The organism is Paenibacillus sp. FSL W8-0919 (genome assembly GCF_038003785.1).
GTDB classification, from domain to species: domain Bacteria; phylum Bacillota; class Bacilli; order Paenibacillales; family Paenibacillaceae; genus Paenibacillus_AQ; species Paenibacillus_AQ lactis.
The window spans coordinates 4197210-4221828 of sequence record NZ_JBBOPV010000001.1; the positions used below are offsets into that span (position 1 = coordinate 4197210).

Sequence of the window (24619 nt, forward strand, 5' to 3'; positions counted from 1 at the left end):
CGTAAATCCCGAAACTTCCTTGAAAATTGCGGTGAAAATAATGAAAAACCTTTAACTTTCCATTCTCGCTTGCGCCTTCATCATATAGGATTAAGCCATGAGATGCAAAGCATAAAAAACGGAGAGGAGAGCAGTTATGTCCATGTTATTCAGTCCGATTACCATCCGCGGCGTACGGTTAAAAAACAGAATCATGATGTCGCCGATGGGCACGTTAGCAGCAGACCAAGAAGGGAAGCTAACCGAATGGCAGTATTTGCATTACGGCGCGAGGGCGATCGGCCAAGCGGGATTAATCATGATTGAGGTAACGGCCGTTGAGAGGACGGGGGCAGATCCGGGCGGATTGGGATTATGGGATGATGGGCAGGAGCAGCGGCTTCGAGAGCTTGTGAGCATGCTGCACCGGCAAGGGACGGCTGTTGGCATGCAGCTGGGTCATGCCGGCAGGAAGAAGGAGCAAGGCACCGGCTTCTCTTCGTCAGGGGCAGCGTATCGGGGGAAAAGGACGAAGCCGATGACGATTGCGGAGATCGAAAGGGTCATCGAGGCCTTCAGGAACGCGGCTGTCCGTGCTAGGCGAGCAGGCGTTGACGTCATAGAACTTCACGGCGCTCACGGTTACCTCATCAATGACTTTTTGTCCCCTTTGACCAATCAGAGAGAGGATATGTATGGAGGTTCAAGGGAGAATCGGTACCGCTTCCTCGGGAGGACCCTTGAGAAGGTGCGGCAGGTTTGGAACGGTCCTCTATTCGTGAGAATCTCTGCGGAAGAATACCATCCTCATGGGAACCATATCGAGGATCACCTTGACTTTGCCGAGCGGATGAAAGCGCAAGGGGTCGACCTCATCGACGCGAGCAGCGGGGGCGTAACCGATCAAAAACCGGAGGTATATCCAGGCTATCAGGTTGCCTATGCGGAAGCGATTCGCCGTCAGATTGGAATGCCGACCGCTGCAGTCGGGTTGATTACCTGCGGGAAGCAGGCTGAAGAGATCCTCCGCAAAGGTCAGGCCGATCTCATCGCGGTTGGCCGTGCCCTGCTGAAAGACCCGTTCTGGCCACGGACGGCAGCCGAGCAGCTGGGAGAAACCATATCTGAGCCGGCCCCATACCGTAATCAATGGTTCACCACCGGATATACAGAGGGTTAACAGCAGAACGATCAAGCCGAATCGATGAGCTGTTATTCGGTACGTGCTGCCAAGACTGCTTTAAATTTAGCGCGGTATGCTGCCGGTGGTACGCCCTTCGTCATGGTAAACAATCTCGTGAAGTAATGGACGGACGAAAAGCCGGTACGCTCGGCAATCAGCTTAATCGGTTCATCAGAAATCGTCAGCATAAGCTCAGCGGCTCGAATTCGCTCCGTTCGGACGAAGCTGGAAAATGACTCATGGATGCAGGTTGCGAACAATCGCGACAGCTGGCGAGGGGATATATTCAAAAATCGTGCAACCTCGCTTAAAGACAGCTGCTGACGGCCCAAGTTATCCCTGATGTAGAGCTTTGCCCGCTGAACAAGCTGGGCGGAGTGGGAGAAACCGGTGGAGATTTCCGGCCCTTTCGGGAGCGTGTCCTTTTTGCCGAACATGACGGAAAAAGACTCAAGCAGCGCATGCGCGAGGGGCGGCAAGAGCGTAACCGGCAGTGATTGGCCTGGCTGTTCATGGATGAGCAGCGATTTCCACAGATGGATTGACGGCGCTTCGCGGGCATCCTCAATCCATACCGGCCCTCCTTCCAGGACACGCAAGTAGTTCATGGCGTGATCCTCAGCCGGATGGTTTCTGACTTCAAAAGCAACGAATAACAAATCCAGTTGATCGACATTTTGGATCCGATGGTAAATATCTGGCCTTGAACAAAAGGCTGTGCCTTGTCGCAAGGGAAAATCGACGCCGGCTTCAGTATAGATGCCTTCGCCATTGTCAACGTAACAAATCTCCAGGAAGGAATGCTTATGCATCGCATTGGTAGCCAAATTCCGGACGCTTCCCCAATAATGTACGAGAAAGGAAAGACGCTCGCCCGGCAGATGCCCGGCATACCGATTGAGCCGCTCCTCGCTGTGGGTCCATTGAATCATCGTTATGAACACCTCCTTGGCGTAATTGTACAAATTGTGGTCCTCGCTGTGCAAATACGTCGATGCATGAGCTGCCTATAATGAAACCAGAACCAAAACAAGATTGAGGAGGGTTTCTAAGGCATGATTAATGAACAAGATGTCCAATTTTACAAAGATTATGGGTATCTGCTGGTCCGGAACGTGTTCGATCCGGCGGAAGTGGAAGAGATGCGGGAAGCGGTTGAGAAGATTATCCGGAGGGCGGCGCGCGCCAAGGCGGATCAGAACCACGCTTGGCAGGGCGATTATCTGCCTCCCGAGCAGCTGAAGAAGCTGGTGCTGAAAGGGTTTCATGACGTACACTATCATGATGCCGCTTTCATGCGCGCCGCCATCCACCCGCGAATGACCGCCGTACTGCAGCAAATTATCGGACCGAATGTGCAGCTTCATCATTCCAAAATGCTGGTGAAGCCTCCCTCAAACGGGGCAGCCTTTCCGATGCACCAGGATTATCCTTACTTCCCTCATCGTGATCATACCATGCTTGCGGCAAGCATTCACCTGGATGATGCGGATACGGAGAACGGATGCTTGTGTGTCGTTCCCGGTTCCCACAAAGAAGGAATACTTCCTCATGTAGGCTCGTATTACCTGAACCACAAGGAATATCCGATATCGTCAGGGACACCTTGTCCGGCATCGGCGGGAGATGTACTCTTCTTCAACTATCTGACCATCCATGGGTCGGACGTTAACCGCAGCGAGCGAACAAGGCGAAACGTGTTGTTCCAATATCGGGATGCATCGGATCTGCCGACGGCCAATGTTCACTTTGATTGGGGGATGGGGCTGATGGTTAGCGGTGAAAATCCCGACTTTAATAACGTGAAGCCGAAGTACGAGATCGTGGGCTAGCAATGTCATGGCTGAAAAGAATTGTATTCGGATGAGAAGAAAGGATAAATCTCAGCTAAAGGCGACGGTTAAACAGGGATGCTTTGAATCCCTGTTTTTTCATTTTGCGTGGCAAGCGTCGTGGCTAGCTCGATCTAGTCGCTGCTCCGGCTTCGAGCCGCTCCACCTCGATCTTACCTCTGCCCCATTCATCTAATCCGTATATCTAATTCGTGCATCGATCGCTTACATCTAACCCGTCCTTGATCCTCGCACCTAGTGGACTTAAGCCGGTAAAGGAGCTTATAACCTAATGAAAATACCGGGGGAGAGAACCGGTATGGTAGAATGGAGTCGTATTGAACGGATTCAGCTCCTATCAATTTAAAAATCAACGCTTTGCTGCGAAAAGGCTTTCGAGGAAGATCGGGGGGGAGTTTGTGAATAATGTAAATCGGTCTCGCAAAGTCGTAGGAAGCCGAAGAAAGACGATCCGGCGAATCGTCCTCTCAGCTGCTGCCGTTATCATGGCATATATGGTTTATGCGGCCGTCGCCATATGGACTTACGGAGCAAAGACCGAGCCTGTAAAATCCGATGCCGCCATTGTACTTGGAGCGGCCGTGTGGGGCGATAAACCCTCCCCCGTATTCCAGGGACGCATTGATCATGCCTTATGGCTGTATAAGCATCAGTATGTGGATAAGCTGATCTTTACGGGGGGACGGGGATCGGACCTTGAGTCGGCGGAATCCGAGGTTGCCCGGGATTACGCGATTGCCCGGGGAGTTCCGGAAGCAGACATTCTGATCGAAACGGTGTCAAAGATAACGGAAGAGAACCTGTCCCATGCCCAAGCGGTCGGTGAACAAGAAGGTTTGTCCACGTATTTGATTGTCAGCGACCGGCTTCATATGAAGCGGGCGATGACGATGGCGGACGATTACGGAATGAAGGCATATCCGTCACCAACGGATCGAAGTGCATATCAAAGTTTCCGGAGCAAGGTTCCATTCCTGCTTCGGGAGATGTTTTATTACACCGGTTATGTCGTGCTGTCGCCTTTTCGCTAATATCTATAAAGCAGGCAGCTGAATCGTAAAGCTGGTGCCCTGCTCCGGGGAGCTCTCCACATGGATCGATCCGCCGTGATTATGGATGATGTTTTTCGTAATCATATATCCGAGCCCGGTTCCGCTATCCTTCGTTGTGTAGAAGGGCTGTCCCAACGACCGGATCTGCTCTGGCGTCATGCCGATACCATCATCCTGGACGATGATATGGACATCGCTGTCGCTTTGCTGAATGGTCAGCGTGATCGTTCCTCCTTGATCCATCGCCTCCATGGCGTTCTTCAGCAAATTGATGAATACCTGCTTCAGTTGATTCGCTTCGCCGTGAACGTATACAGGCTCGGCAGGGAAACGCGGGATGATCTCGATATTGTTCAGCGCAGCCTGGACCTTCATCAGGGTAACGATTTGTTCGACGATGCCGAGCACGTCAAATGGCTTGCTGACATGGGAGGTTTCCGGCTTGGATAGCACCAGCAGTTCATTGACGATCAGCTCGATCCGTTTGAGTTCCGATTCGATGATATCGAAATACAGCTTATTGCTTTGCTCCGACGAACGAAGGAGTTTAATGAAGCCGTTAATTGACGTGAGCGGGTTACGGATCTCATGCGCGATTCCTGCTGCCAATTGTCCTGCTGTCGTCAGCTTTTCGGACTGCATGATGCGATCCTCTTCCATCTTCTGCTCTGTGATATCTTTGAATATGCTAAGTGCGGCCTTTTCGCCTCTATAGGTGGTGACCAGCGTGATACCGGAGACGATTTTTTGTTGACCGTCCAAACAGCGGATAAGATATGTAACGGGTCCGATTTCCCGATATTCCGCATAACGCGTTCTTCGCCTTGCAAGCTTATGATGCGAAGAGGGATCAACCACGACATCGGTTGAAATTCCGAGCACGTCAGAGACATTCGAGGCGTGAAGCAGCCGTAGCGTCGCCTGATTTGCGTACTGGATCATGCCGTACTTTGTAATGAGCGCGGAAAGCGGGAGCTCTTCCAGGAGCTGCTGGAAGCCTTCTTCCTTCTCAACCAGTTTCATCTCCTTCTGTGTCAGCTGTTCCTGGAGCTCGTAAACAGGGGTGAGATTCTCAAATTGGACCAAGCAATGGCGGAACGGCGATTGCGCTTCAGCGGATGCCGAAAAGTGAAGCTTCAAATCCAGATTCCGTCCGGCAGGATGTTCGTATTTCATGCCAACTTGGAGTGCGGTCACCTGAGAAGGCTTGAGCTGGAAATCTCCCGTCTTGTGCCTAATCACTTCCTGAATTCCGCCGATGTTCGTCGCTTTCAGCGCTCCATCCATTAATTCTTGTTTGGAGCAGCCCAATAACTCACACAAAGCCGAATTGACTTGAAGCACTTCTCCGTCGATTGAAACGATGGCCATTCCGATGATGGCGTGTTCAAAAGCAAAGTCCTGACGCTGGACAGAATAGGGGAGCACGGCAAGTCTCCTTTCAATTGACTGTAAGGTTTGATCACCCCCCTATTATATGTGCTGGATGCGCTTTCATCAATGAAAGGGCGATAGATTTGGTAACTTGCGCGCATGGAACGGATTGGTCAGTGGCCGCTTTCGGTGATTGTCATGAGCGGTCATATTGCATTCATATTGCATTCATGCTCAATATTCAGTATGATTTAGCTGACAATGAGTAGGTCGATGTGTGACTGGCGCTGCATGGGGGAACCATGAGGGAGCACATGGATGACGACAGCCGTACGCCTGGGCAGAGGTAAGGGAAGTTTATTTTCCCTTACCTCTTTTTAATATTTCTATTTTGAAAAGGGGACTGGAGAACGATGTATAAAACGAAAAAAATGCTGCTGCTGGGATCCGGAGAACTCGGAAAGGAAGTCATTATCGAAGCGCAGCGGTTAGGTTTGGAGACCGTGGCGGTAGACCGATATGCCGACGCGCCTGCCATGCACGTCGCGCATCGCCATTACGTCATCGATATGCTCGACGGCGCCAAGCTGAGGGAAGTCATCGAGCGGGAACAGCCTGATCTGATCGTTCCCGAGATTGAGGCCTTGGCCACATCCGAGTTAGTGAAGCTGGAGGAGGAGGGCTTCCGCGTCATTCCTACCGCAAGAGCGGCCAAGCTGACGATGGACCGGGAGGGCATCCGCAGGCTTGCTTCGGAGAAGCTCGGATTGCCGACGGCCGGATACCGCTTTGCGGATAACTATGAACAATTCGAGGTCGCGGTAAGGGAGATGGGCTTTCCTTGCGTAATTAAGCCGCTTATGAGCTCTTCAGGGAAAGGGCAGAGCGTCTGCCGATCGGAGAGCGACATTGAATCATGCTGGAACAATGCAATGGAAGGCGGGCGCGTACAGAACGGCCGGGTGATCATCGAGGAGTTCATCACCTTCCAGTCGGAAATCACACTGTTAACGGTTCGTTCGGTGAGCGGGACAAGCTTCTGTCCGCCGATCGGACATGTGCAGGAAAGCGGTGACTATATCGAATCCTGGCAGCCTCATCCGATATCCGAGCAGCAGATGAAGGAAGCCGAGCGCATTGCGAGGGCCATTACCGATGAATTGGGCGGCTTCGGATTGTTCGGCGTCGAGCTGTTTCTGACCGAGGATCAAGTATATTTCAGTGAGGTATCGCCTCGCCCGCATGATACCGGATTAGTTACGCTGGTCACGCAAAATCTGTCCGAATTCGCGCTTCATGTCCGGGCCATCCTCGGTTACCCGATTCCGGAAATCGTGCTGATCACCCCGGGCGCCAGCCGTCCGTTGAAAGCACCGGGTGAGCTTGAAAACTACAAGATTACGGGCGCCGAGCAGGCGCTCGCGGTACCGAGCACACAGGTTCGTCTATTCGGCAAGCCTGTGACAAAGGCTGGCAGAAGAGTAGCGGTGGCCTTGTCGACCGCAGGCGAGGTGGAGGAAGCGCGATCTCGTGCCAAACAGGCATTGGACAAGCTTGGGGTGGAAGAAGCATAACGGTGTTAGCCTTCTTCCGAAGTGCGCCTTATCCGCTTATGCTTGATATCAAATCCATTTGAAGAATGCAATACTGCCCAATAGCGAGAGGTCAGCCGGATTGCCAACGGCTGGCCTCTTTTCCATAAGAGGATACGTTAGATCCCTATCTACGAATGGCCATACGATGATCGGAAAGGCAGTGCCATGGAAATTATTTAGATTTTGAATATAAACCTGCATCACTTTTGCCGTTGTTCATGATAAGATACACAAGAAAACAGCATTCGTGCTGCCCGGAAGACCCATCGCCCGATAAGCGACCCGGTGTGCAGCAGGAAACCATACATATTAGAAAAAAGATGTTGAATGGCGAACTTCACATCATAGGAGAGCACTCATGAAAGATATGACACAAGGCAGTCCGATTAAACTGATCATCATGTTCACGATCCCGCTGTTAATCGGCAATCTGTTTCAGCAATTCTACAATATGGCCGACACGCTCATTGTCGGACGCACGATCGGCGTGAACGCACTGGCGGCCGTCGGTTCGACCGGAAGCATTATGTTTTTTATTATCGGCTTTGCGCAAGGCCTGACGGCAGGCCTCTCCATCATTACCGCGCAGAGGTTCGGGGCAAAGGATATTGCTGGTGTGCGTAAAAGCGTCGGCACGAGCTTTTGGATCAGTATCGTTTTCACGATCGTCCTGACCATCCTTAGTATCGTGTTTACGAAGCCTGCCCTTGTCATGATGAACACGCCGGTTGAAATATTGGATGATGCTTATTCGTATTTGATCGTAATCAATGCTGGCGTCGGCGCAGCGGTGTTATTCAACCTGCTGGCCAACCTGCTTCGGGCGCTCGGGGACAGCCGCACTCCGCTATTGTTTCTGGTTATCGCAAGTATTCTGAATATTGTGCTGGATCTCGTGTTTATACTCGTCTTTAAGATGGGCGTAGCGGGTGCCGGGCTAGCAACTGTCATCTCACAGCTGTTCTCTTGTCTGCTCTGCCTGATCTATATCCATAAAAAGGTTCCGTTGCTGCAGTTCAAAACGGCCGACTGGTCGATCGATTGGACGTTTATTGGCCAGCATATGCGGGTGGGCTTCCCGATGGGCTTTCAGGCATCGATCATCGCCATCGGGGCGATTATTCTTCAGATTACGCTGAACGGTCTTGGCGCACTGTCAGTTGCGGCTTACACAGCGGCTCAGAAGATCGATATGCTCGCTACCCAACCGATGAACTCCTTCGGCGTTACGATGGCAACCTTTGCGGCGCAAAATTTCGGGGCGAACCGGATCGACCGGATTCGGCTAGGCGTCAAGCAATGCATTTTGCTCTCGGGATCGTTTAGCATCCTGGTGGGGGTGCTTGTTATTGTTGCAGGTCCGGCCGCCGTCTCTTTGTTTGTCGGTCAGGGACAGGAGCAGCTGCTGGATCTCAGCGGCCAGTATTTCCTAGCGAACGGAACAACCTATTTGCTCTTATCTTTGCTGTTCATTTACCGGTTCTCGCTGCAAGGGCTTGGCCAAAGCTTCATCCCTACCGTCGCCGGCATTATGGAGCTGATCATGCGCGTCGTTGCCGCTATGTTCCTGTCGGCTCTGATCGGGTTCCCCGGGGCATGTCTCGCCAATCCGCTGGCTTGGCTGGGGGCGCTTATTCCGCTTGGAACAGCGTATTATTTAAGCATGAAGAAGCTGAGCAGACCCGCTCAGCCCGCCTCGATACCGGTTCAGACGTAACGGATGATTCGGATTATCCGGGACGCCTGGAGCATCCCTAAATAAAAATAGAACAACTCAAGGCATGAAGATTAATTCCAGCAAGGAGAGTCGGGAATGAGGACGATATTAATCATCGATGATGAGCCGAACATCCGGGAAGTTCTTGTGTCGTATCTCCAAAGAGAACAGTACCGGACGCTGGAGGCGGCAAATGCTAAGGAAGCATTGGAGCATATGCGGGACGGAAAGGTGGACCTGATCATCCTGGATTTGATGCTGCCCGACATGGACGGCGAGCAGCTCTGTGCCCACATCCGTTCATTCAGCCCGGTTCCGATCCTGATGCTGACGGCGAAATCCGCAGCAAGCAGCCGGCTCAAGGGCTTTTCCTCCGGAGCGGATGATTATGTCCTGAAGCCGTTCGATCCGAGGGAGGTTCTTGCACGAGTCAAGGCCATCTTGAGACGGTCCGGCGATGATGCCGAGCTGCTGTCAGATGTTACGGTGTATCGGCACGGGGCCCTTGTCATTCATTCGGGCAAGCACGAGGTGACCTGCCATGGACAGGCCGTGAGCTTGACGCCAAACGAATATAAACTCCTTGTACTGCTGGCGAAATATCCGGGACGTCATTTCTCCCGTGAGGAGCTTGTTGAACGGGTTCTTGGTTTTGATTATGACGGCGATATCCGCACCATAGATCAGCATGTCAAAAATCTAAGGCATAAGATCGAGCAGGATCCCAAACAACCGAGGTTTATTATAACGGTGTACGGCTTTGGCTACCGGTTCGGAGGCGAGGAATCATGAAGCGAAGGCTGGATCTGCGGCTGGCTGCCATCATTATCAGCATCACGACCGGGATCTTGATTATGTTTACCGGGATCAGCATTTTGACCAACCATTATCATATCGCGATGTATCAGCAGCAGACCGCGGAAGGGCACGGGATCGACCAGCTGAACTACCATCTGGAACAGGCTCAGATGCAGTCGATCATACTGACCTGCATACTGTCGATCGCCCTTGCCACGGTGACCGGCATTTACGTGGCAAGACGTATCTCCGCGCCGCTGGTTCAAATGAAGCAAGCGGCTGAGAGGATGACGCGAGGTGATCTGGCCACCCGAATTCATGTAGATGGCGAAGATGAGCTCGCCGGGCTTGGAGGTTCGCTTAACGAGTTGGCTTTGCAGCTTCAGAAGCAGGAGCAGCTTCGCAGAAGCATGACCCAGGATATCGCGCATGAGCTTCGTACGCCGTTAACCACGTTAAAAAGCCATACCCGTGCATTGGAAGACGGAATCTGGGAGCCGACGGCTGAACGGTTTCGCACTTGCTTGCACGAGATCGACCGGTTGATCGATCTCGTCACCGAGCTTGAGGATCTGCATGATATGGAATCGCCCGAATTCCGCCTTTGCCTAGCCAGGCAGGATATGTCGAAGCTGATGGAGCGGGCGGTGCTGCTGGTCAAGCCCATGTATCTTGAAAAACAGGTGAAGCTGAAGTATACCAGCGGACCGCCGATGCCTGCGATGGTCGATGCCGATCGAATCCACCAGGTCCTGGTGAACATGCTGAGCAATGCCCTTCGACATACCCCTATGGGGGGACGTGTGCGAGCAGAGCTTATAGCCGAGAATAAGCATGTACTGGTGCGTATCGAGGATAACGGCCATGGCATCAATCCGGACGATTTGCCCTTTATTTTTGAAAGATTCTATCGTGGGGATAAATCAAGGAATCGGAACAGCGGCGGAAGCGGAATGGGGCTTGCCATCGTGAAGCGCCTGGTAACCGCCCACGGCGGCCAGGTATGGGCTGAGAGCCGAGGAGCGAATCACGGCAGCTGTTTCTCCATTCGATTGCCGATCGAACGCACGGGTACCGTCCCGATACAAGCATAACGAACAGCAAGCGCCAGGGAAGGCGCTTGCTGTTTTTAGTTTTGACGCGATCGTGCGTATCGGACAGGCATTAAGATCAAAGCAGGAAGCAGCCGATTGGAAGCGAAGCATTGGCATTACAATTCCATGGTCGGATCAGAAGATCCGTTGCTTCCAGCCCATGAGCTTTGCGGCCGATTCCAGATAGTAGTAATCGCCGTATATCAACGACACATTGATATTTTGACCCGCGGGCTTATGGCCGGTTGCCCCTTTCAGAATGCCTTCGTACTCCGGATCGTCCCATTCGGCGTATCGCTTGGTTAATGCGTCCATGATTTTTACGGCATGTCGTATGTAAAGCGAAGCCTCGTTCTTCGGTACGAGAGCGGCGATTTCGAGCAATCCCGAGGCGGCGCAGGAGGCAGCGGAGGTGTCCGGAGACTCGAGCTCCGTATCTGATGATGTTGAAGCCTCTACAAGCTCTGTCCGGAAATCCCAGGCAGGAACTCCCTCCTCACCGAGCGCGGCGATAAAATAATGCGCAACCCGTTTGGCAGCATCAAGGTATTTGGCGTCGCCGGTATACCGGCAAGTGTTTGCCATGCCGTGCAAAGCCCAGGCAGCCCCCCTGCTCCAAGCCGAGTCCGGTCCGAAGCCTTGGCCGCCAAGCGCACCGATATAGTCTCCCGTTACGGGATCGAAGATGCAAATATGCTTGACAGAGCCGTCGGCTCGAATGAAATGCTCGATCACTGTGTCGGCCTGCTGGGAGGCGATATGGGCGAATCTCGGATCGCCCAGCTCCTCGGATGCCCAAAAGAGAAGGGAAAGATTCATTGTGGAGTCAATAATGGACCAGCCTTCATTGCCGTGGTTCCAAGCCGTCCGATCAACCGTGTTCCAGGCCCGGATATAACGACCCGCCGGGTTGAACCTTCCTGCTAGCATCGTAGCTGCCAGTAGTCCTCTGCGCCTGGCATCCGGATCACCGGTTAATTTATGCTTAATGACCGCCGTCGGCAGAAATTGAAAGCCAACATCATGATGGAAGTTGTTCTGTGAAAAGAAAGCCTGCTCCAGCTTGACGTCCCACTCCCATGCTCGTTCCTTATACGCGGGATCCTTGGTCATATCGTACATGATCCACAGCATGCCCGGCCAGAAACCCGATGTCCACCAGTCAATGCGGGTTGAATCGTATTTGCCGTTCACTGCTGCGTGCGGGACCTTATTTGCCAGCTGGACAGCCATTCTCGACAGCTTATCCTCCAGCAGCCTCCACAGCCCCGCATGGGCATCATGCCCCGGGCTGAGGCGGCCCGCCTCCGATATTACGCGGCCCTCTGTATGACTTTCGCTCATGATTTACCTCCGTTCGGATCGTGATTGATGCGATCATAATCGCTCGGGTTTGCTTCATTGTTCCACAAGCAGCCTTCTTTTTCCATACTTCCGATCGAACTTCTAGTAAAATGACAAGCGCGTCTTATAAAAACACAAGCCCGGTGGTTTCGCCTAAAAAAAACACAAAGGAGCCGATGATCTTCCATTGCTGCATAGCTAGCCGGGCTCTTAGGATATGAGTATTCATATTCACACCATAAGCAAGGGAGGCGAATGCCGTTGCCGCAAATTACGATCAAAATGTACGAAGGGCGGTCGGATGCTCAGAAGGAAGAAATCGTCGAGGTTTTTACCAGGGAGCTGTCCCGAATTATCGAACGGGAGCCCGAGTTCATCAGCATCCGGTTTGACGAGATTCCGATTGATGAGCATGCGCCGGCCAATTTGAGAAACAAGAGGTGAGGAAGGATGGCCGATCGAAATCATGCGGCTGGATTGGGGACGCTCAATGATAAACGCAAGAACGTATTAGGCTTCATGTGGAAGTACAAGGCGCTGTACTTGATCTCGCTTCCGGGACTTTTGTTCTTCGTCCTGTTCAAATACGTGCCGCTTCTCGGCTCCGTGATCGCGTTCCAGAATTATAATCTGTTCGCAGGCGTTACGAAGAGCCCGTGGATCGGCCTGGAGCATTTTGAGCGGATGTTCTCGCATTATGATTTCTTGAAAATCCTGCGCAATACGCTTCTGCTGGGAACGTACGACATCTTGTTTGCTTTTACGGCACCGATCGTGCTGGCGCTGCTGTTGAACGAGGTAAGACTCGTGCTGTACAAAAAAATCATTCAGACGATTTTTTATGCGCCGCATTTTCTGTCGTGGGTAATTGTAAGCGGTATCTTCGTCGGGATTTTATCACCGAGCTCGGGAATCGTGAACGTCATTCTCGGATGGTTCGGCGTTGAGCCGATTTATTTCCTCGGCGAAGATTCCTATATCCGGTCCGTGCTGGTCAGTTCAGGCTTGTGGCGGGATGTCGGGTGGGGGACAATCATCTATCTGGCTGCGCTGGCAGGCATCAACCCCGACCTGTACGAAGCCTCGAACATCGACGGGGCGGGAAGATGGCGTCAGACGCTCAGCATAACGCTGCCTGCGCTGCTTCCGGTAATTACGATTCTGTTCCTGCTGAAGACCGGCGATTTTCTGGATTACGGGTTCGAGCGCGTCTTTGTTTTTCAGAATCCGCTCAACATTCAATCCAGCGAAATTCTGGATACGTATATCTACAAGGCCGGTTTGCAGCAGCTTCAGTACAGCTACGCGACCGCGATCGGGCTGTTCAAATCCGTGGTGGGTTTGTTCCTGATCGCGATAGCCAATGCCATCAGCAAGAAAGCGACCGGCGAGTCGCTGTATTAGAGGGGAGTGACGAAGGTGAAATACGATAGTCCCGGCAGAAAGCTGTTTCTCGCAGGCAATTATATGTTCCTGACCCTTCTCGCGCTGACCATGCTGCTGCCGTTTCTTAACGTCATTGCCCAATCGTTCAGCAGTCCGGGCGCGATCGATCGGGGCGTGGTGATGTTCTGGCCGGTAGAATTTACGCTGGCGTATTATGAGCATGTGTTCCAAGATGTTTCGATCTGGCGAGCGTTCGGGATCAGCGTCTACATCACATTGCTGGGGACATTCATCAATCTGGCGGCGACCGCATCCCTTGCGTACCCGCTTTCGAGACCGGAGTACGTGGGAAGAAAGACGATCATGGTGTTCATTCTAATGACGATGATCTTTACGGCTCCACTCATTCCGCAATTTATTCTGATGCGTGAGTTGAGCCTGGTGAACACCCTCTGGTCCCTGATGCTGCCGACGGCGATAAGTGCTTTTAACCTGTTCGTGCTGCGGACCTTCTTCGCTCAAATTCCGAATGAACTGATCGATTCCTCGCGTATCGACGGGTGCAGCGAAGCTAGGACGCTGTGGAGCATCGTGCTGCCGTTATCTAAGCCGGCGCTTGCCACTGTGGGGATCTTCTACTCGGTGACCAACTGGAACAAGTATATGGATGCGCTCTACTATATCAACGACCGTGCAAAGTATCCGCTCCAGGTGAAGCTGAGGGAGCTGCTCGTTAACGAGGGGATGACGGATACGGGGAACATGGCATTTGAAGCGAGCTCCCAATCCGTGCAGGGCGTTCAGATGGCCGTCATTCTTGTCGCCACGCTGCCCATTATTCTCCTGTACCCGTTCCTGCAGCGCTTCTTCATCCATGGGATGATGATCGGTTCGATTAAAGAATGATTCTAAAAAAACGACAAACCGGGCCAAAGACATTCCTTGTGACTACCATATCGGCTCTCTATACTGAGGTTAAGTTTGAAAACGCTATTATATAGCGGACATTCTAGCTTGAAAAGAGGGGGATTTATGAGTAAACGCTGGAGACGTGTGATCACGGCCGGACTGGTGCTTGCCATGCTGGCAGGCTGTTCAGGCAATAACGGCGGCAGTAACGGAGCCAACGGAGGGGGCGGCGAAACGCAAGGGGGTACTGATGGAGGGCCGACGAAATTCTCGATCTCCATGCGAACGCTGAACGTATCCTACGTGGAGAAGAATCCGGATATCAACAAGGACAAATACGTGCTGGAGCTGGAGAAAATGACGAACACGGACCTGGACATCCGGCTGATCCCGCATAACGAGTATCAGGATAAAATGGTCCAGATGTTCGCGACGAACGACATTCCGGATGTCGTTCAAGGTACCGGCGGGATTAGCGGTCCGGAGCTCGCGGGCGCTGTAGAGAACGGCGTGTTCCTCCCGCTGAATGATCTGCTCGAGGAGCATGGTCAGGACCTGCTCCAATTCATCCCGGAGGAGGCATGGAAGCGGATGACGGATTCCAAGACAGGCAATATCTACGGTATTCCGGAGATCCTGTCTAACCCGTCCCGGCGCGCGACATGGATTCGCACCGATCTGCTGAAGAAGGTCGGGAAGGAGGTTCCGACAACCGTTGAAGAGACGCTGGATGTGCTGCGCGCATTCAAGGAGGCGGGGGTGGAGCAGCCTTATGCCGGCCGGCAGAACTTTAAATATGCCGATACCTTCTTCGGCGCTTATGACGTGCTGGGTTATCTGAACCAGTTCAAAGTATTCCCTGACGGCAAGGTAAAGCCTAGCTTCTTCGATGAGGAGAATATGAAGAAGGCAATCCAAATCTACAAAACGATGCATGAAGAGGGATTGATCAGCAAGGAGTTCGCAACGATCGAGAGCGCGGATTTCAAATCCATCGTCACGAGCGGCAAAGCTGGCATGTGGTCCATGAATGCGAACGAACTCCCGATTTGGGGGACTCAGCTTAAAGAAAATGTGCCTGAGGCGGAGGTTGCGCTCATCCCGTCGCCTGTCGGCCCGGACGGAAAGGGCGGATATGCCCATTATAACCCGGTTACGCGGTCCTTCTTCATCAACGCAAAAGCCAAGGACAAGGCAGCGGATATCGTCAAGTTCTTCAACTGGATGGTCAGTGAAGAAGCGGAGCTGTACTTCAGCTTCGGCATTGAAGGCGAGGATTATCAAGTAACGGACGGCAAGCCGATATTCGAGGTTCCAACCGATGCCGCCGGCGCGGATAAAATGCGGTATCTAAACTATTGGCTGTGGATGGTTCAGGATACGACTTACAACAAACGCGTATCCGAGCTGTCCGATTCCGGCAAAGCGCTGATCGATGCGTTCGATCATATGCTTGCAAGCGAAGGGCGCCGGGGAATTGAATTCGATCCGAGGCTGGAAGCCATGGTGAAATATCCGGAGCTGAATCCGAAATCCGACGAGCTCCCGCCGCTGATTCTCGAGCATGTGCTTCGAATGGTATACGGCCGGGAGCCGATCGAGGATTACGGCAAGGTGCTGGAGGAGTACCTGTCAAAGGGCGGCAGCGAGATCATCGAGGAGGCAACGAAGCGATATAACGAAAAAGAAAACGCTTTCGAATAAGTGGAGCTTGTTTTAGTATAGTGTGGAAGATACTCCTCTGCTTATCCATTGCAGGGGAGTATCTTGCTAACCCTATACACACTCGCTAATCCGAAAGGGGAATGGGAATGTACCGCATTCTGGTCGTTGACGATGAACCTATGATAAGAATGGGCCTTACCAAACTGATAACTCAGGCGGATCCTTCCGTGATCCTGACGGAAACCGCAGGCAACGGCATCGAGGCGCTGGAAGCGATCCAACAAGCCCGGCCGGATTTTATCTTCACGGATATCCGTATGCCGAAAATGGACGGTCTGGAGCTTAGCCGGCAGCTGCATGAGCACTATGGCGATATCACGGTTGTCGTCGTCTCCGGTTACGGGGATTTCGAGTACGCCCAGAAATGCATGTCATATGGAGTGAAGGAGTATTTGCTGAAGCCGGTTACCAAATCAGTGGTGCACCATGCGATCAGCAAGCTCATGACGGAGCGGAAAGCACTGCTTGAGAAGCAGCGGGGGTATTTTCCATTATCCAAGCTGGAAGCTTGGCTTGAGCAGTTGGAGCTCGCCGTATGGCATTTGCAAATGAACGAAATCCAGGTAAGGCTTCAAGAAATCGAGGAATACTGCCAGGAACGAGAGCTCGAATCGATTCAGCTTCAGGATTTGCTGGGTGAGCTGTATGCGAAACTAATCAAGCAGCTAAACAGCAGGGATATCTACACTTTTGAGCGAATGGCGGGATTTCTTAAGGCGGAGTCCGGCAATCCGGGGAATATGTTTCAAGCATTCCGGCAAGCCGTGGAGCAGACCGTCCAGCAGATCCGGGCAAAGCGCAAAGGCAATGCCAAAGAGCCCGTCGAGGAAGCCAAAGCTTATATCGAGCGCAATTTGTCCAAGGATCTTTCGCTAGACGAGGTGTCGGATATGCTCGGATTGAATCCGTCTTACTTCAGCCAGCTGTTCAAACAATTGACGGATGAAACCTTCGTGCACTACCGCATTAAGAAAAGGATGGAGATGGCCAAGAAGCTGCTTGCCATCCCGCATTACAAAATAACGGACATCTCGTTTGAGGTGGGCTATGCGGATCATCCCCATTTTACGAAAACCTTCAAGAAATTTACCGGATACACCCCTTCCGAATACCGGGAGCTGTTGGGGATCGAATAATGAGAAGGAGCTTGTCCCGCCAAATCTTTCTGTATTTCCTAATTGTCGTACTATTCTCCCTGACCACCGTCGGCGTGTTTTTCTACCTCAAATCGTCCGAAGCCATTGATGAACAGGTGGAGAAATATATGACGACTGTCATAACGAATGCCGCACGCCAGACGGATAGTCAGCTGCAGATGTTCGAGCGGATCAGCAATACCATTCTCCTTCAGGATTCGGTAAAAAAATTTCTGGATATGGACCCGGCCGACAGCTACGAGCATTACCGGTTCACCCATTTGATCCGAAAAGACGTATTTCAGAAAATCTTTATTCAGTATCCGACCCAAACGCATATGATGTACATCCTGGGGTACCATGGCCGATCGATCTTCGATCAGAATCAAAATTTCTCCGCCATGTCGATTGATCCGTCGGATCGGCTGCAGGAGCTGATGGAGAAGACGCCGGACAACGGCGAGATCGCCATTCTCAAGACGAGTCTGCTGGAACAAGATCGCGGCAATGTCATTACGGTCGCCCGGAAAATCCGCGGCATGAGCACGTATGACGTAAAGGGCGTTCTCGCTATCGAGTTTAATGAAAACCAGCTGTCGAGCCTATGGAATGGCGTTGATCTGGGTGAACAGGGCTTTTTCTTCATCCTTGACCGCGAGGGTGAGGTGGTCTATGCACCGGATCACGTTGATATGAACGGGATTACGGCAGGCGGCTTGCCGCAGCGCATTATTGCCGAAGGGGATAAACGCTTCATTGAACCGGTGCTTGGCGAGCGCACGATGATCATATCGAGGCAATCGGATTATTCGGGATGGAGCCTGGTCATTATGATGCCGCTGGAGGAGCTAAGGGCGCCCATTTCTAGCATCCGATCGACCACGATGATTGTTGGATTTGTCACATTGATTATAGCGCTTGTCCTGGCATACCGGTTCGGTAAATCCATCGTCGATCCGATACGGAACTTAAAGAACGGCATGCGCCAGACAGAGAAGGGAAATTGGACCCACATTACGGACGCCAAGCCGCGTGAGGATGAAATCGGAGGGCTGATCCACAGCTACAATCTGATGGTCAGCCGGCTGTCGGACATGATCGAGCAGGTATACGATACCGAGCTTCACAATCAGAAAACGCAGCTGGAGCTCCAGAACATTCAGCTGGAGCGGCAGCGGGCGGAGTTCCAGGCGCTGCAGCTGCAGATCAATCCGCATTTTCTGTATAACACGCTCGAAACGATTAACTGTTATGCGATCGTGCAGGACTCCGATGAAATTTCGGAGATGGTGGAGTCGATGGCCTTCATGCTCCGATATTCGATTCAGACGAATTTGGAGGAGATCACGATCGCGAATGAGCTCAACCATGTCCGCCATTACATGATCATCCTGAAGCACCGGATCGGACGGGACTTCGAAATCGAGGTGGCAACGCCGCCGGAGCTGCTGCTGGAAAAAATGGTCCGGCTCTCCCTGCAGCCGATCGTCGAGAACATTTTTCAGCATGCGTTTCCGGAGGGGATTGAGCCGTGGCATTATATCCGAATTGACACCCGCATCGAAGGGGATCAGCTGCTGGTGATCGTGGAGGATAACGGTTCCGGCATTCCGGAGGCTAAGCTCGGCCGGCTGCGCCGGCGATTGGAGAAAAACCGTCTCATGGACGAAGATGAAGGACGGAATGCCCGCCGCAGAGGCGGGATCGGGATCGTGAATGTACATCGGCGGATACAGATGGTGTACGGCGAGGATTACGGCATCAAGATCCGCAGTCAGCCGGGATCGGGAACCAAGATCGTGATGACGATGCCGCGGATGGAACGCGTTAATGATCAGGAGAGCAGGCTGAAGCAGCTGCAAACGTGACGCTGCTTCAGAGTGGGTAACGGGAGATCAACTTGACACCAATCAGGAGGGATTCTTATGCAAATCAACTTATCGGGAAACATTGCCTTAATAACGGGCTCGAGCGGAGGCATCGGGCGGGCGGCCGCGATCATGCTGGCCCGAAGCGGCGCTAAGGTGGCGCTGAATTACTTGAACAGCAAGGAAGCGGCAGAAAGGGCGGTAATGGACATTCGGAGCAGCGGCGGCGAGGCGCATGCGTTCCGTGCGGATGTCACGCAGATCGAGCAAGTGGAGGGGCTCGTTCGCGAGGTGGAGAGCACATTCGGCGGCAGGATTACGATCTTGGTGAACAATGCGGGTCATTTGGTCCAGCGGCTCTCCAATGCCGAAATGACGGAAGAGCTGTACAACAACGTGATGAATGTCAATATGAAAAGCACGGTGTTCGTGAGTAAAGCGGTGATTCCCGGCATGAAATCGGCCGGAGGCGGCCGCATCGTAAATCTGACATCGGTGGCGGCCCATAACGGCGGCGGACCCGGAGCCAGCATTTATGCAGCCAGTAAGGCTGCCGTGATCAGCTATACCAAAGGATTGGCCAAGGAGCTTGCCGCAAGCGGCATTAACGTCAATGCCGTCTCCCCGGGCTTTATCGGACAAACCGCATTTCATGCCACGTTTACCTCGGATGAAGCACGGAAGGCAACGGTTCAAGGCATTCCGCTGGGGCGCGAAGGGACGCCGGATGACGTGGCGGGATCGATCCTGTTTCTCGTATCGGATCTGGCCTCCTACATAACGGGCGAAACAATCGAGATCAACGGCGGCATGTTTATGCGATGAGAGAGTTTATGGGAATTCAGGAAAAATCGCGGCGGTATGAATGGAGCCGGGAGACCCTCCGTCTGCTGAAGGCTGAGCTTGATGAGGTCATTGCGAGTAATCCGGAGGTACCAGAGGAGCCCGGCGGCTGGTGGCATCAATATGTGTGTCCCGTTCATCATACGGAATTGATCTTTGACCCGCTGGAAGCGAACGCACGAGTGTATGGCTGCCCGTATGGCTGCAGATGGGAGGGAGAGCCGTACCGGGGAGCGTGGTTCGTGTTTAAGCATCAGGCGATGGCCAGATATATCCTTCAAGCTGCCGCTGTTTACGCGGGTACGGGTGAGAGAGGATACAGCGAATTCGGCAAACATCTGCTCCTCCGTTATGCCAGGCAGTTTCCTTTATATCCGGTCCATCCGGATGCCCAGCCCTGGATGCTGAAAGGCAGGGCGTTCCATCAGGCCCTGACGGAAGCGATCTGGACGACAACGATTCTAAGAGGTTACCTGCTGCTTCGGGATGAAGGCATGCGCTTCGATAAAGCGGAGTCGCGGATCTTTAACGAGTTCCTTCACATGTTGGAGAGCAGCATGACGGAATACCATCGAGCGTTGACCCGGGAGCGGGGAAATCCGGAGAACAATTACACCGCTTGGCTTATCGCGGCGTTATTTTGTATATACGCGGTGCAAGGCGACAAGCTGAAAATGAGGGAGCTGATCCGCTGTGAGGGCGGGTTAAAGCACCATATGAGCATCGCGGTCCGGCCGGATCAGCTCGAGTTCGAGCGGAGCGTGTATTATCACGTTTTTGTTCTGCGGGCCTATCTCATTGCGGCCGAAATGGGCTCAAGACTTGGCGAGGATGTATATGCGTTGACTGGCGGAGATGGACAGTCCATGGAAGGTATGCTGACTGTACTTGTCCGCTTGGCAGACCGAAACGGCGTATTGCCGGCTTTGCACGACGGTCCTTATAAGCGGGTACCGTATGCCAGAGAAATCGCTGAAATTATGGAGATCGGCCTGACGGTGTATGAGAATGGGAGCTACCGCGGGCTGCTCGCCGCCGCTTATCGCGATATGAACGGCGAACAGGGGAGAATCGGCATGCTGGAGGCGCTCCTCTATGGTAAAAGCAGTTGGAACGGAACGATGGTCGGACCTGAGTCTGCAGCTTCCGCAGGGCCTGTAGTCTCTAGTATCATCCTTCCGCACAGCGGATTTGCGTTATTACGAACGGAGGCTCGGAACGGTATTCAGGCCCTTGTCGATTTTGGACCGCATGGCGGCTCACACGGCCATTTTGACAAATTAAATCTTATGGTTCATATCAACGGAGCACCTTTATCGCCGGATCGTGGGACCGTACCCTATGGCTCAAAACTGAAAAAGGCGTGGTATCTTCATACAGCCTGCCATAATACGGTATCCATTGGAGAACGTTCTCAGCTCCCATCCAAAGGCGCATGCGTGCGCTATGAATCATCGCAAAGCTGCGCCTACGTTTGGCTCCGCACGCAAGAAGCCTATGAGCATGCCGTGCTGGACCGCCATTTACTGCTAACCGAAGGGTGGCTTCTGGATTGGTTTGAGGTGAAGACGGAGAAGCCGGAGGTAGTGGATTGGTGGTTTCATTATATCGGGAGCGGGAACCTGGTCGACGCCGGGGGCGATCATCAAACTCGCGACTCGGACGAGGAGCCGGAAGACGATGTTTGGCCGCGTCAACTCGGAACGGAAGATGGCTATGGTTACGTTACGGCAAAGCTCACGCAAAGATTGAGAATTAGGCGGAAACAGCTTGATTTGGGGATCACGAGCGAAACAGGCCTTAGCGCCTCCGTGTCCTTCGTTCCGTTTGAGGGCGTGGAATGCGTGCAGGTGGAATCGCCTGGAACCGCGGATGATCCAAGCCGGAAGATGGAAGGGATTCTCTTGCGCATGAAAGGAGAGAGGTCCCGTTTTATAGCAGTATACCGAAGCGGAAATAGGCCCGTAGAGCTGCAATGGAAGGCTTCAAAGGAAGGCGGTCGGCTGACGCTGTCCGATGGCAAATCTATAAGAAGCTTCCGTATGACCAGCCAAGGAGTGAAGGAGATGGTGCAATCATGAAGACCTTATTCGAACCGCACAGCGGGCGTCTGTCTGTGCCATATCAGCCGAACGAAGAGACCAGGCTGCTCGAAAATCCCCCGAGGTTCACCTGGATGCCGGGGAAGCTGGACAACGATTGCTATGTTCTGCAAATATCAACGTCGCCGTCGTTCGAGCCTGGCGTGACGATGACGTTCACGGACATCCCGTATAATCTGTATACGCCGGATCATGTGTTTGCCCCCGGTACGTATTACTGGAGATATGCACTGATGAACCAAAGTGAAGGGGAAGCTCCGACCGATGATCTGCGAGGACGATCCTCATGGAGCCGAATCCGTCGGTTTGAGGTGCCTGAGGGGCTACCGGAAACGCCTCTGCCTGGCAGAGCCGACCGTTACCTGAACACTTCGGCGTCACATCCCCGTTTGTGGTTGGATCGCAGCGGAATCACCGCATTCCGCGAGAGGCTGCAGCGCGAGGATGATGATTGCGGCTGGAAAGCTTTTTACGAGAAGTCGGTGGTACCCTGGCTGGAGAAGCCGCTCATTCCGGAGCCGAAGCCGTATCCGGATCATAAGCGGGTGGCGAGTTTATGGAGACGGATGTACATAGATTGCCAGGAGACGCTGTACGCGATTCGGCATTTGAGCGTGGCCGGCGTTATTTTGCAGGATGATCAGATCCTTGCAAAAGCGAAACAGTGGCTGCTTCATGCGGCAGGCTGGGATCCGGAGGGGACGACGTCGAGAGATTATAACGACGAGGCTGCGTTTAGAATGGTCGGTGCGCTCGCATGGGGCTATGACTGGCTGCATGACATGCTGTCAGCCGAAGAAATCAAGCTTGTCCGAAGCGCGTTACTGCGACGTACGGAGCAGGTTGCTTATCATGTAATGGAACGCTCTAAAATTCATCATGTTCCCTTCGACAGCCATGCTGTCCGCTCGCTATCGTCCGTGCTGGTACCCGCCTGTATCGCCATGCTGCATGAAGAGCCGAAGGCGCAGCAATGGCTGGATTACACGCTGGAATACTACGCCTGCTTATACTCCCCGTGGGGAGGAGAGGATGGAGGCTGGGCGGAGGGTCCGCTCTATTGGACGACCGGTATGGCCTTTGTTATCGATGCGTTGAATTTGATCCGCAATTATATATCGATCGATTTCTATAAACGTCCGTTCTTTGCGCGAACGGGAGATTTTCCGCTGTATTGCAGCAGTCCGGATACGATTCGGGCGAGCTTCGGCGACCAGTCCTATCTCGGGGAGCCGGTCAGCTTGAAAACAGCATATAACATTCGCCAATTTGCCGGGATTACAGGTAACGGGTTGTATCAATGGTATTTTGAGCAGGTGGCAAAAGCCGACAAGGACGCCGATTCGAAATTTTACAATTATGGCTGGTGGGACTTCCGGTTCGACGATATGCTGTATCGGCATGATTACCCGCAGATCGAGGCGTTAGCCCCCGCTATAGCGGTGTGGGAATCAGAAGGTGAGGCTATAAGGCAGTCTGAAGCAGAGGTTATCGAAGATTCAGAGAGGTGGAGCAAGGGAAACAATTCTGAAAAGTGGTCGAGGGAAGATTCAGTCAGCGGCACGGGTACGATTCGCGCCGTCAAATGGTTCCGCGACATCGGATGGGTTGCCATGCATCACCGCATGGATGATCCGGATGAGCATATTGTGCTGCTGGCAAAAAGCAGTCCGTACGGCTCGATCAGTCACAGCCATGGCGACCAGAACGGATTTCTGCTGCATGCCTTCGGCGAGCCGCTGGCGATCGAAAGCGGGTATTACATTGCTTATGGCAGCACGATGCATATGAATTGGCGGCGGCAAACCCGCTCCACGAACAACATCCTGATCGATGGACATGGCCAGTATGCGGGCAAGGATAAGGTGCGCTGTATCGAGGCGAGCGGCAAGGTAGAAGAGGTCCAATCCTCACAAGGAGTCGGATATGCGCGTATGAACGCGACAGACGCTTACTTCGAGCATGTTCCTTACCTGGAGAGGTATGTGCGGGAAATCTACTTTTATGACGAATCTTATTTCGTCATTGTCGATACGGTGGACTTGGCTAAGCCGGCCCGCGTCGAGTGGCTCTTCCATACGCTGCATCGAATGAAGCTTTCGGGTCAGACCTTCAGAGTCGCGGGAATCAAGGCGGAAATGGAAGGCCGGTTCGTTTACAGTTCATCCGGCGATCTAACACTGTCGCAGCATAATCAATTTACCGGCGTTGATCCGGAGGAGATTAAAGAGCTGGACCCGCAGTGGCATATGCATGCCGAAACGAATGTGGCGAGGAGTCACCGGATTGTAACTTTGCTCGTTCCTATGAAAAAAGACGAGAATAAGTACGTTTCCTATTTTCTTGATGATCAGGATCACGGCGTTCATCTCTATTTCACAAACGAGGACGGGAAGACAAGAAGCGTTGTGGTCCCAAAAGCATACTGAGTGAACCACGGGGCAAGTGTAAGGCGGCTCGGAGGTGGTCAACAATTGGGCGGACATTCTGAAAGGTCGACACGAGGCTGAAGTGAGATTGAACAGATAACTAGTATTCTGGTGATTCGGTAATTGGAATCGAGTGAGCGATGAGTTTTCTTACCGCGTGCCTCTCCCGACGCGCGGTGTAATGATGACTGCTGCACGATGATCAGCGTCGAAGCTCGGACGACAAGCCATG

Annotated in this window: 19 protein-coding genes and 1 riboswitch; of the genes, 16 read left to right on the plus strand and 3 right to left on the minus strand. The window is 52.9% G+C overall.

Going from position 1 to position 24619, the window contains the following annotated elements; genetic code table 11:
* The first annotated feature begins 136 nt into the window (after positions 1-136).
* Entirely contained in the window at positions 137-1159 is a 1023-nt protein-coding gene (namA, locus tag NST44_RS19055) for an NADPH dehydrogenase NamA (RefSeq protein WP_007130120.1), read from the plus strand.
* Between the two features lie 32 nt (positions 1160-1191).
* Here the strand turns inward: namA and NST44_RS19060 are convergent, their stop codons facing one another.
* Positions 1192-2094 (minus strand): AraC family transcriptional regulator, encoded by a 903-nt coding sequence (locus tag NST44_RS19060; protein ID WP_007130119.1) that lies wholly within the window; start codon positions 2092-2094, stop codon positions 1192-1194.
* A gap of 123 nt (positions 2095-2217) precedes the next feature.
* Between NST44_RS19060 and NST44_RS19065 the strand changes: the two genes are divergently transcribed.
* Together NST44_RS19065 and NST44_RS19070 are read left to right on the plus strand one after the other, a co-directional pair.
* The gene (locus tag NST44_RS19065; protein ID WP_007130118.1) at positions 2218-2994 is read left to right on the plus strand and encodes a phytanoyl-CoA dioxygenase family protein; all 777 of its coding nucleotides are present in this window, start codon (positions 2218-2220) and stop codon (positions 2992-2994) included.
* A 419-nt stretch (positions 2995-3413) separates the two neighbouring features.
* A complete protein-coding gene (locus NST44_RS19070; protein WP_034275186.1) occupies positions 3414-4046 on the plus strand; it encodes a YdcF family protein in 633 nt (210 codons plus the stop codon).
* Positions 4047-4049: 3 nt separating this feature from the next.
* Here the strand turns inward: NST44_RS19070 and NST44_RS19075 are convergent, their stop codons facing one another.
* Positions 4050-5495, minus strand: a complete 1446-nt coding sequence (locus NST44_RS19075) for a PAS domain-containing sensor histidine kinase (protein WP_007130116.1) — start codon at positions 5493-5495, stop codon at positions 4050-4052.
* A 213-nt stretch (positions 5496-5708) separates the two neighbouring features.
* A riboswitch (ZMP/ZTP riboswitch) is annotated at positions 5709-5790 on the plus strand.
* 64 nt (positions 5791-5854) lie between these two features.
* Between NST44_RS19075 and purT the strand changes: the two genes are divergently transcribed.
* From purT to NST44_RS19095, 4 genes are all read left to right on the plus strand, one after another.
* Entirely contained in the window at positions 5855-7015 is a 1161-nt protein-coding gene (gene purT / locus NST44_RS19080; RefSeq protein WP_007130115.1) for a formate-dependent phosphoribosylglycinamide formyltransferase, read from the plus strand.
* A 379-nt stretch (positions 7016-7394) separates the two neighbouring features.
* Complete coding sequence (locus NST44_RS19085) at positions 7395-8753, plus strand: MATE family efflux transporter (RefSeq protein ID WP_007130114.1); 1359 nt, start codon at positions 7395-7397, stop codon at positions 8751-8753.
* A 96-nt stretch (positions 8754-8849) separates the two neighbouring features.
* Positions 8850-9545: a response regulator transcription factor gene (locus NST44_RS19090; RefSeq protein ID WP_007130113.1), complete on the plus strand. Its 696-nt coding sequence runs from the start codon at positions 8850-8852 to the stop codon at positions 9543-9545.
* Positions 9542-10645, plus strand: a complete 1104-nt coding sequence (locus NST44_RS19095) for a sensor histidine kinase (protein ID WP_340900392.1) — start codon at positions 9542-9544, stop codon at positions 10643-10645. The genes NST44_RS19090 and NST44_RS19095 overlap by 4 nt, the downstream gene beginning before the upstream one ends.
* Before the next feature lie 135 nt (positions 10646-10780).
* Here NST44_RS19095 and NST44_RS19100 read toward each other — a convergent pair whose 3' ends face one another.
* Positions 10781-11878, minus strand: coding sequence for a glycoside hydrolase family 88 protein (locus NST44_RS19100; RefSeq protein WP_340901453.1), 1098 nt, complete (start codon positions 11876-11878; stop codon positions 10781-10783).
* A 372-nt stretch (positions 11879-12250) separates the two neighbouring features.
* On the opposite strand from NST44_RS19100, the gene NST44_RS19105 reads away from it, so the two are divergent.
* The 9 genes from NST44_RS19105 (at position 12251) to NST44_RS19145 (ending at position 24387) form a co-directional block, all read left to right on the plus strand.
* Positions 12251-12433, plus strand: a complete 183-nt coding sequence (locus NST44_RS19105) for a tautomerase family protein (RefSeq protein ID WP_028407270.1) — start codon at positions 12251-12253, stop codon at positions 12431-12433.
* Between the two features lie 6 nt (positions 12434-12439).
* Complete coding sequence (locus NST44_RS19110) at positions 12440-13393, plus strand: ABC transporter permease (RefSeq protein WP_340900393.1); 954 nt, start codon at positions 12440-12442, stop codon at positions 13391-13393.
* Between the two features lie 15 nt (positions 13394-13408).
* Positions 13409-14281 carry a carbohydrate ABC transporter permease gene (locus NST44_RS19115; protein WP_007130108.1) on the plus strand — a complete coding sequence of 291 codons (873 nt, stop codon included), beginning with the start codon at positions 13409-13411 and terminating at the stop codon, positions 14279-14281.
* 126 nt (positions 14282-14407) lie between these two features.
* Positions 14408-15988: an extracellular solute-binding protein gene (locus NST44_RS19120; RefSeq protein WP_340900394.1), complete on the plus strand. Its 1581-nt coding sequence runs from the start codon at positions 14408-14410 to the stop codon at positions 15986-15988.
* 107 nt (positions 15989-16095) lie between these two features.
* Positions 16096-17145: a response regulator gene (locus NST44_RS19125; RefSeq protein ID WP_340900395.1), complete on the plus strand. Its 1050-nt coding sequence runs from the start codon at positions 16096-16098 to the stop codon at positions 17143-17145.
* Positions 17142-19013: a cache domain-containing sensor histidine kinase gene (locus NST44_RS19130; RefSeq protein WP_028407272.1), complete on the plus strand. Its 1872-nt coding sequence runs from the start codon at positions 17142-17144 to the stop codon at positions 19011-19013. The genes NST44_RS19125 and NST44_RS19130 overlap by 4 nt, the downstream gene beginning before the upstream one ends.
* A gap of 57 nt (positions 19014-19070) precedes the next feature.
* Positions 19071-19838, plus strand: coding sequence for an SDR family NAD(P)-dependent oxidoreductase (locus NST44_RS19135; RefSeq protein ID WP_007130104.1), 768 nt, complete (start codon positions 19071-19073; stop codon positions 19836-19838).
* 8 nt (positions 19839-19846) lie between these two features.
* Positions 19847-21937: a heparinase II/III domain-containing protein gene (locus NST44_RS19140; RefSeq protein WP_340900396.1), complete on the plus strand. Its 2091-nt coding sequence runs from the start codon at positions 19847-19849 to the stop codon at positions 21935-21937.
* Complete coding sequence (locus NST44_RS19145; protein WP_340900397.1) at positions 21934-24387, plus strand: DUF4962 domain-containing protein; 2454 nt, start codon at positions 21934-21936, stop codon at positions 24385-24387. The genes NST44_RS19140 and NST44_RS19145 overlap by 4 nt, the downstream gene beginning before the upstream one ends.
* The last annotated feature ends 232 nt before the right edge of the window (positions 24388-24619 follow it).

Coding starts and splice junctions, on each gene's coding strand:
- NST44_RS19125 (WP_340900395.1), top strand. CDS start 16,096: ATGTACCGCATTCTGGTCGTTGACGATGAACCTATGATAAGAATGGGC.
- NST44_RS19110 (WP_340900393.1), top strand. CDS start 12,440: ATGGCCGATCGAAATCATGCGGCTGGATTGGGGACGCTCAATGATAAA.
- NST44_RS19085 (WP_007130114.1), top strand. CDS start 7,395: ATGAAAGATATGACACAAGGCAGTCCGATTAAACTGATCATCATGTTC.
- NST44_RS19095 (WP_340900392.1), top strand. CDS start 9,542: ATGAAGCGAAGGCTGGATCTGCGGCTGGCTGCCATCATTATCAGCATC.
- NST44_RS19120 (WP_340900394.1), top strand. CDS start 14,408: ATGAGTAAACGCTGGAGACGTGTGATCACGGCCGGACTGGTGCTTGCC.
- namA (WP_007130120.1), top strand. CDS start 137: ATGTCCATGTTATTCAGTCCGATTACCATCCGCGGCGTACGGTTAAAA.
- NST44_RS19060 (WP_007130119.1), bottom strand. CDS start 2,094: ATGATTCAATGGACCCACAGCGAGGAGCGGCTCAATCGGTATGCCGGG.
- NST44_RS19090 (WP_007130113.1), top strand. CDS start 8,850: ATGAGGACGATATTAATCATCGATGATGAGCCGAACATCCGGGAAGTT.
- NST44_RS19145 (WP_340900397.1), top strand. CDS start 21,934: ATGAAGACCTTATTCGAACCGCACAGCGGGCGTCTGTCTGTGCCATAT.
- NST44_RS19140 (WP_340900396.1), top strand. CDS start 19,847: ATGGGAATTCAGGAAAAATCGCGGCGGTATGAATGGAGCCGGGAGACC.
- NST44_RS19135 (WP_007130104.1), top strand. CDS start 19,071: ATGCAAATCAACTTATCGGGAAACATTGCCTTAATAACGGGCTCGAGC.
- NST44_RS19100 (WP_340901453.1), bottom strand. CDS start 11,878: ATGGCTGTCCAGCTGGCAAATAAGGTCCCGCACGCAGCAGTGAACGGC.
- NST44_RS19065 (WP_007130118.1), top strand. CDS start 2,218: ATGATTAATGAACAAGATGTCCAATTTTACAAAGATTATGGGTATCTG.
- purT (WP_007130115.1), top strand. CDS start 5,855: ATGTATAAAACGAAAAAAATGCTGCTGCTGGGATCCGGAGAACTCGGA.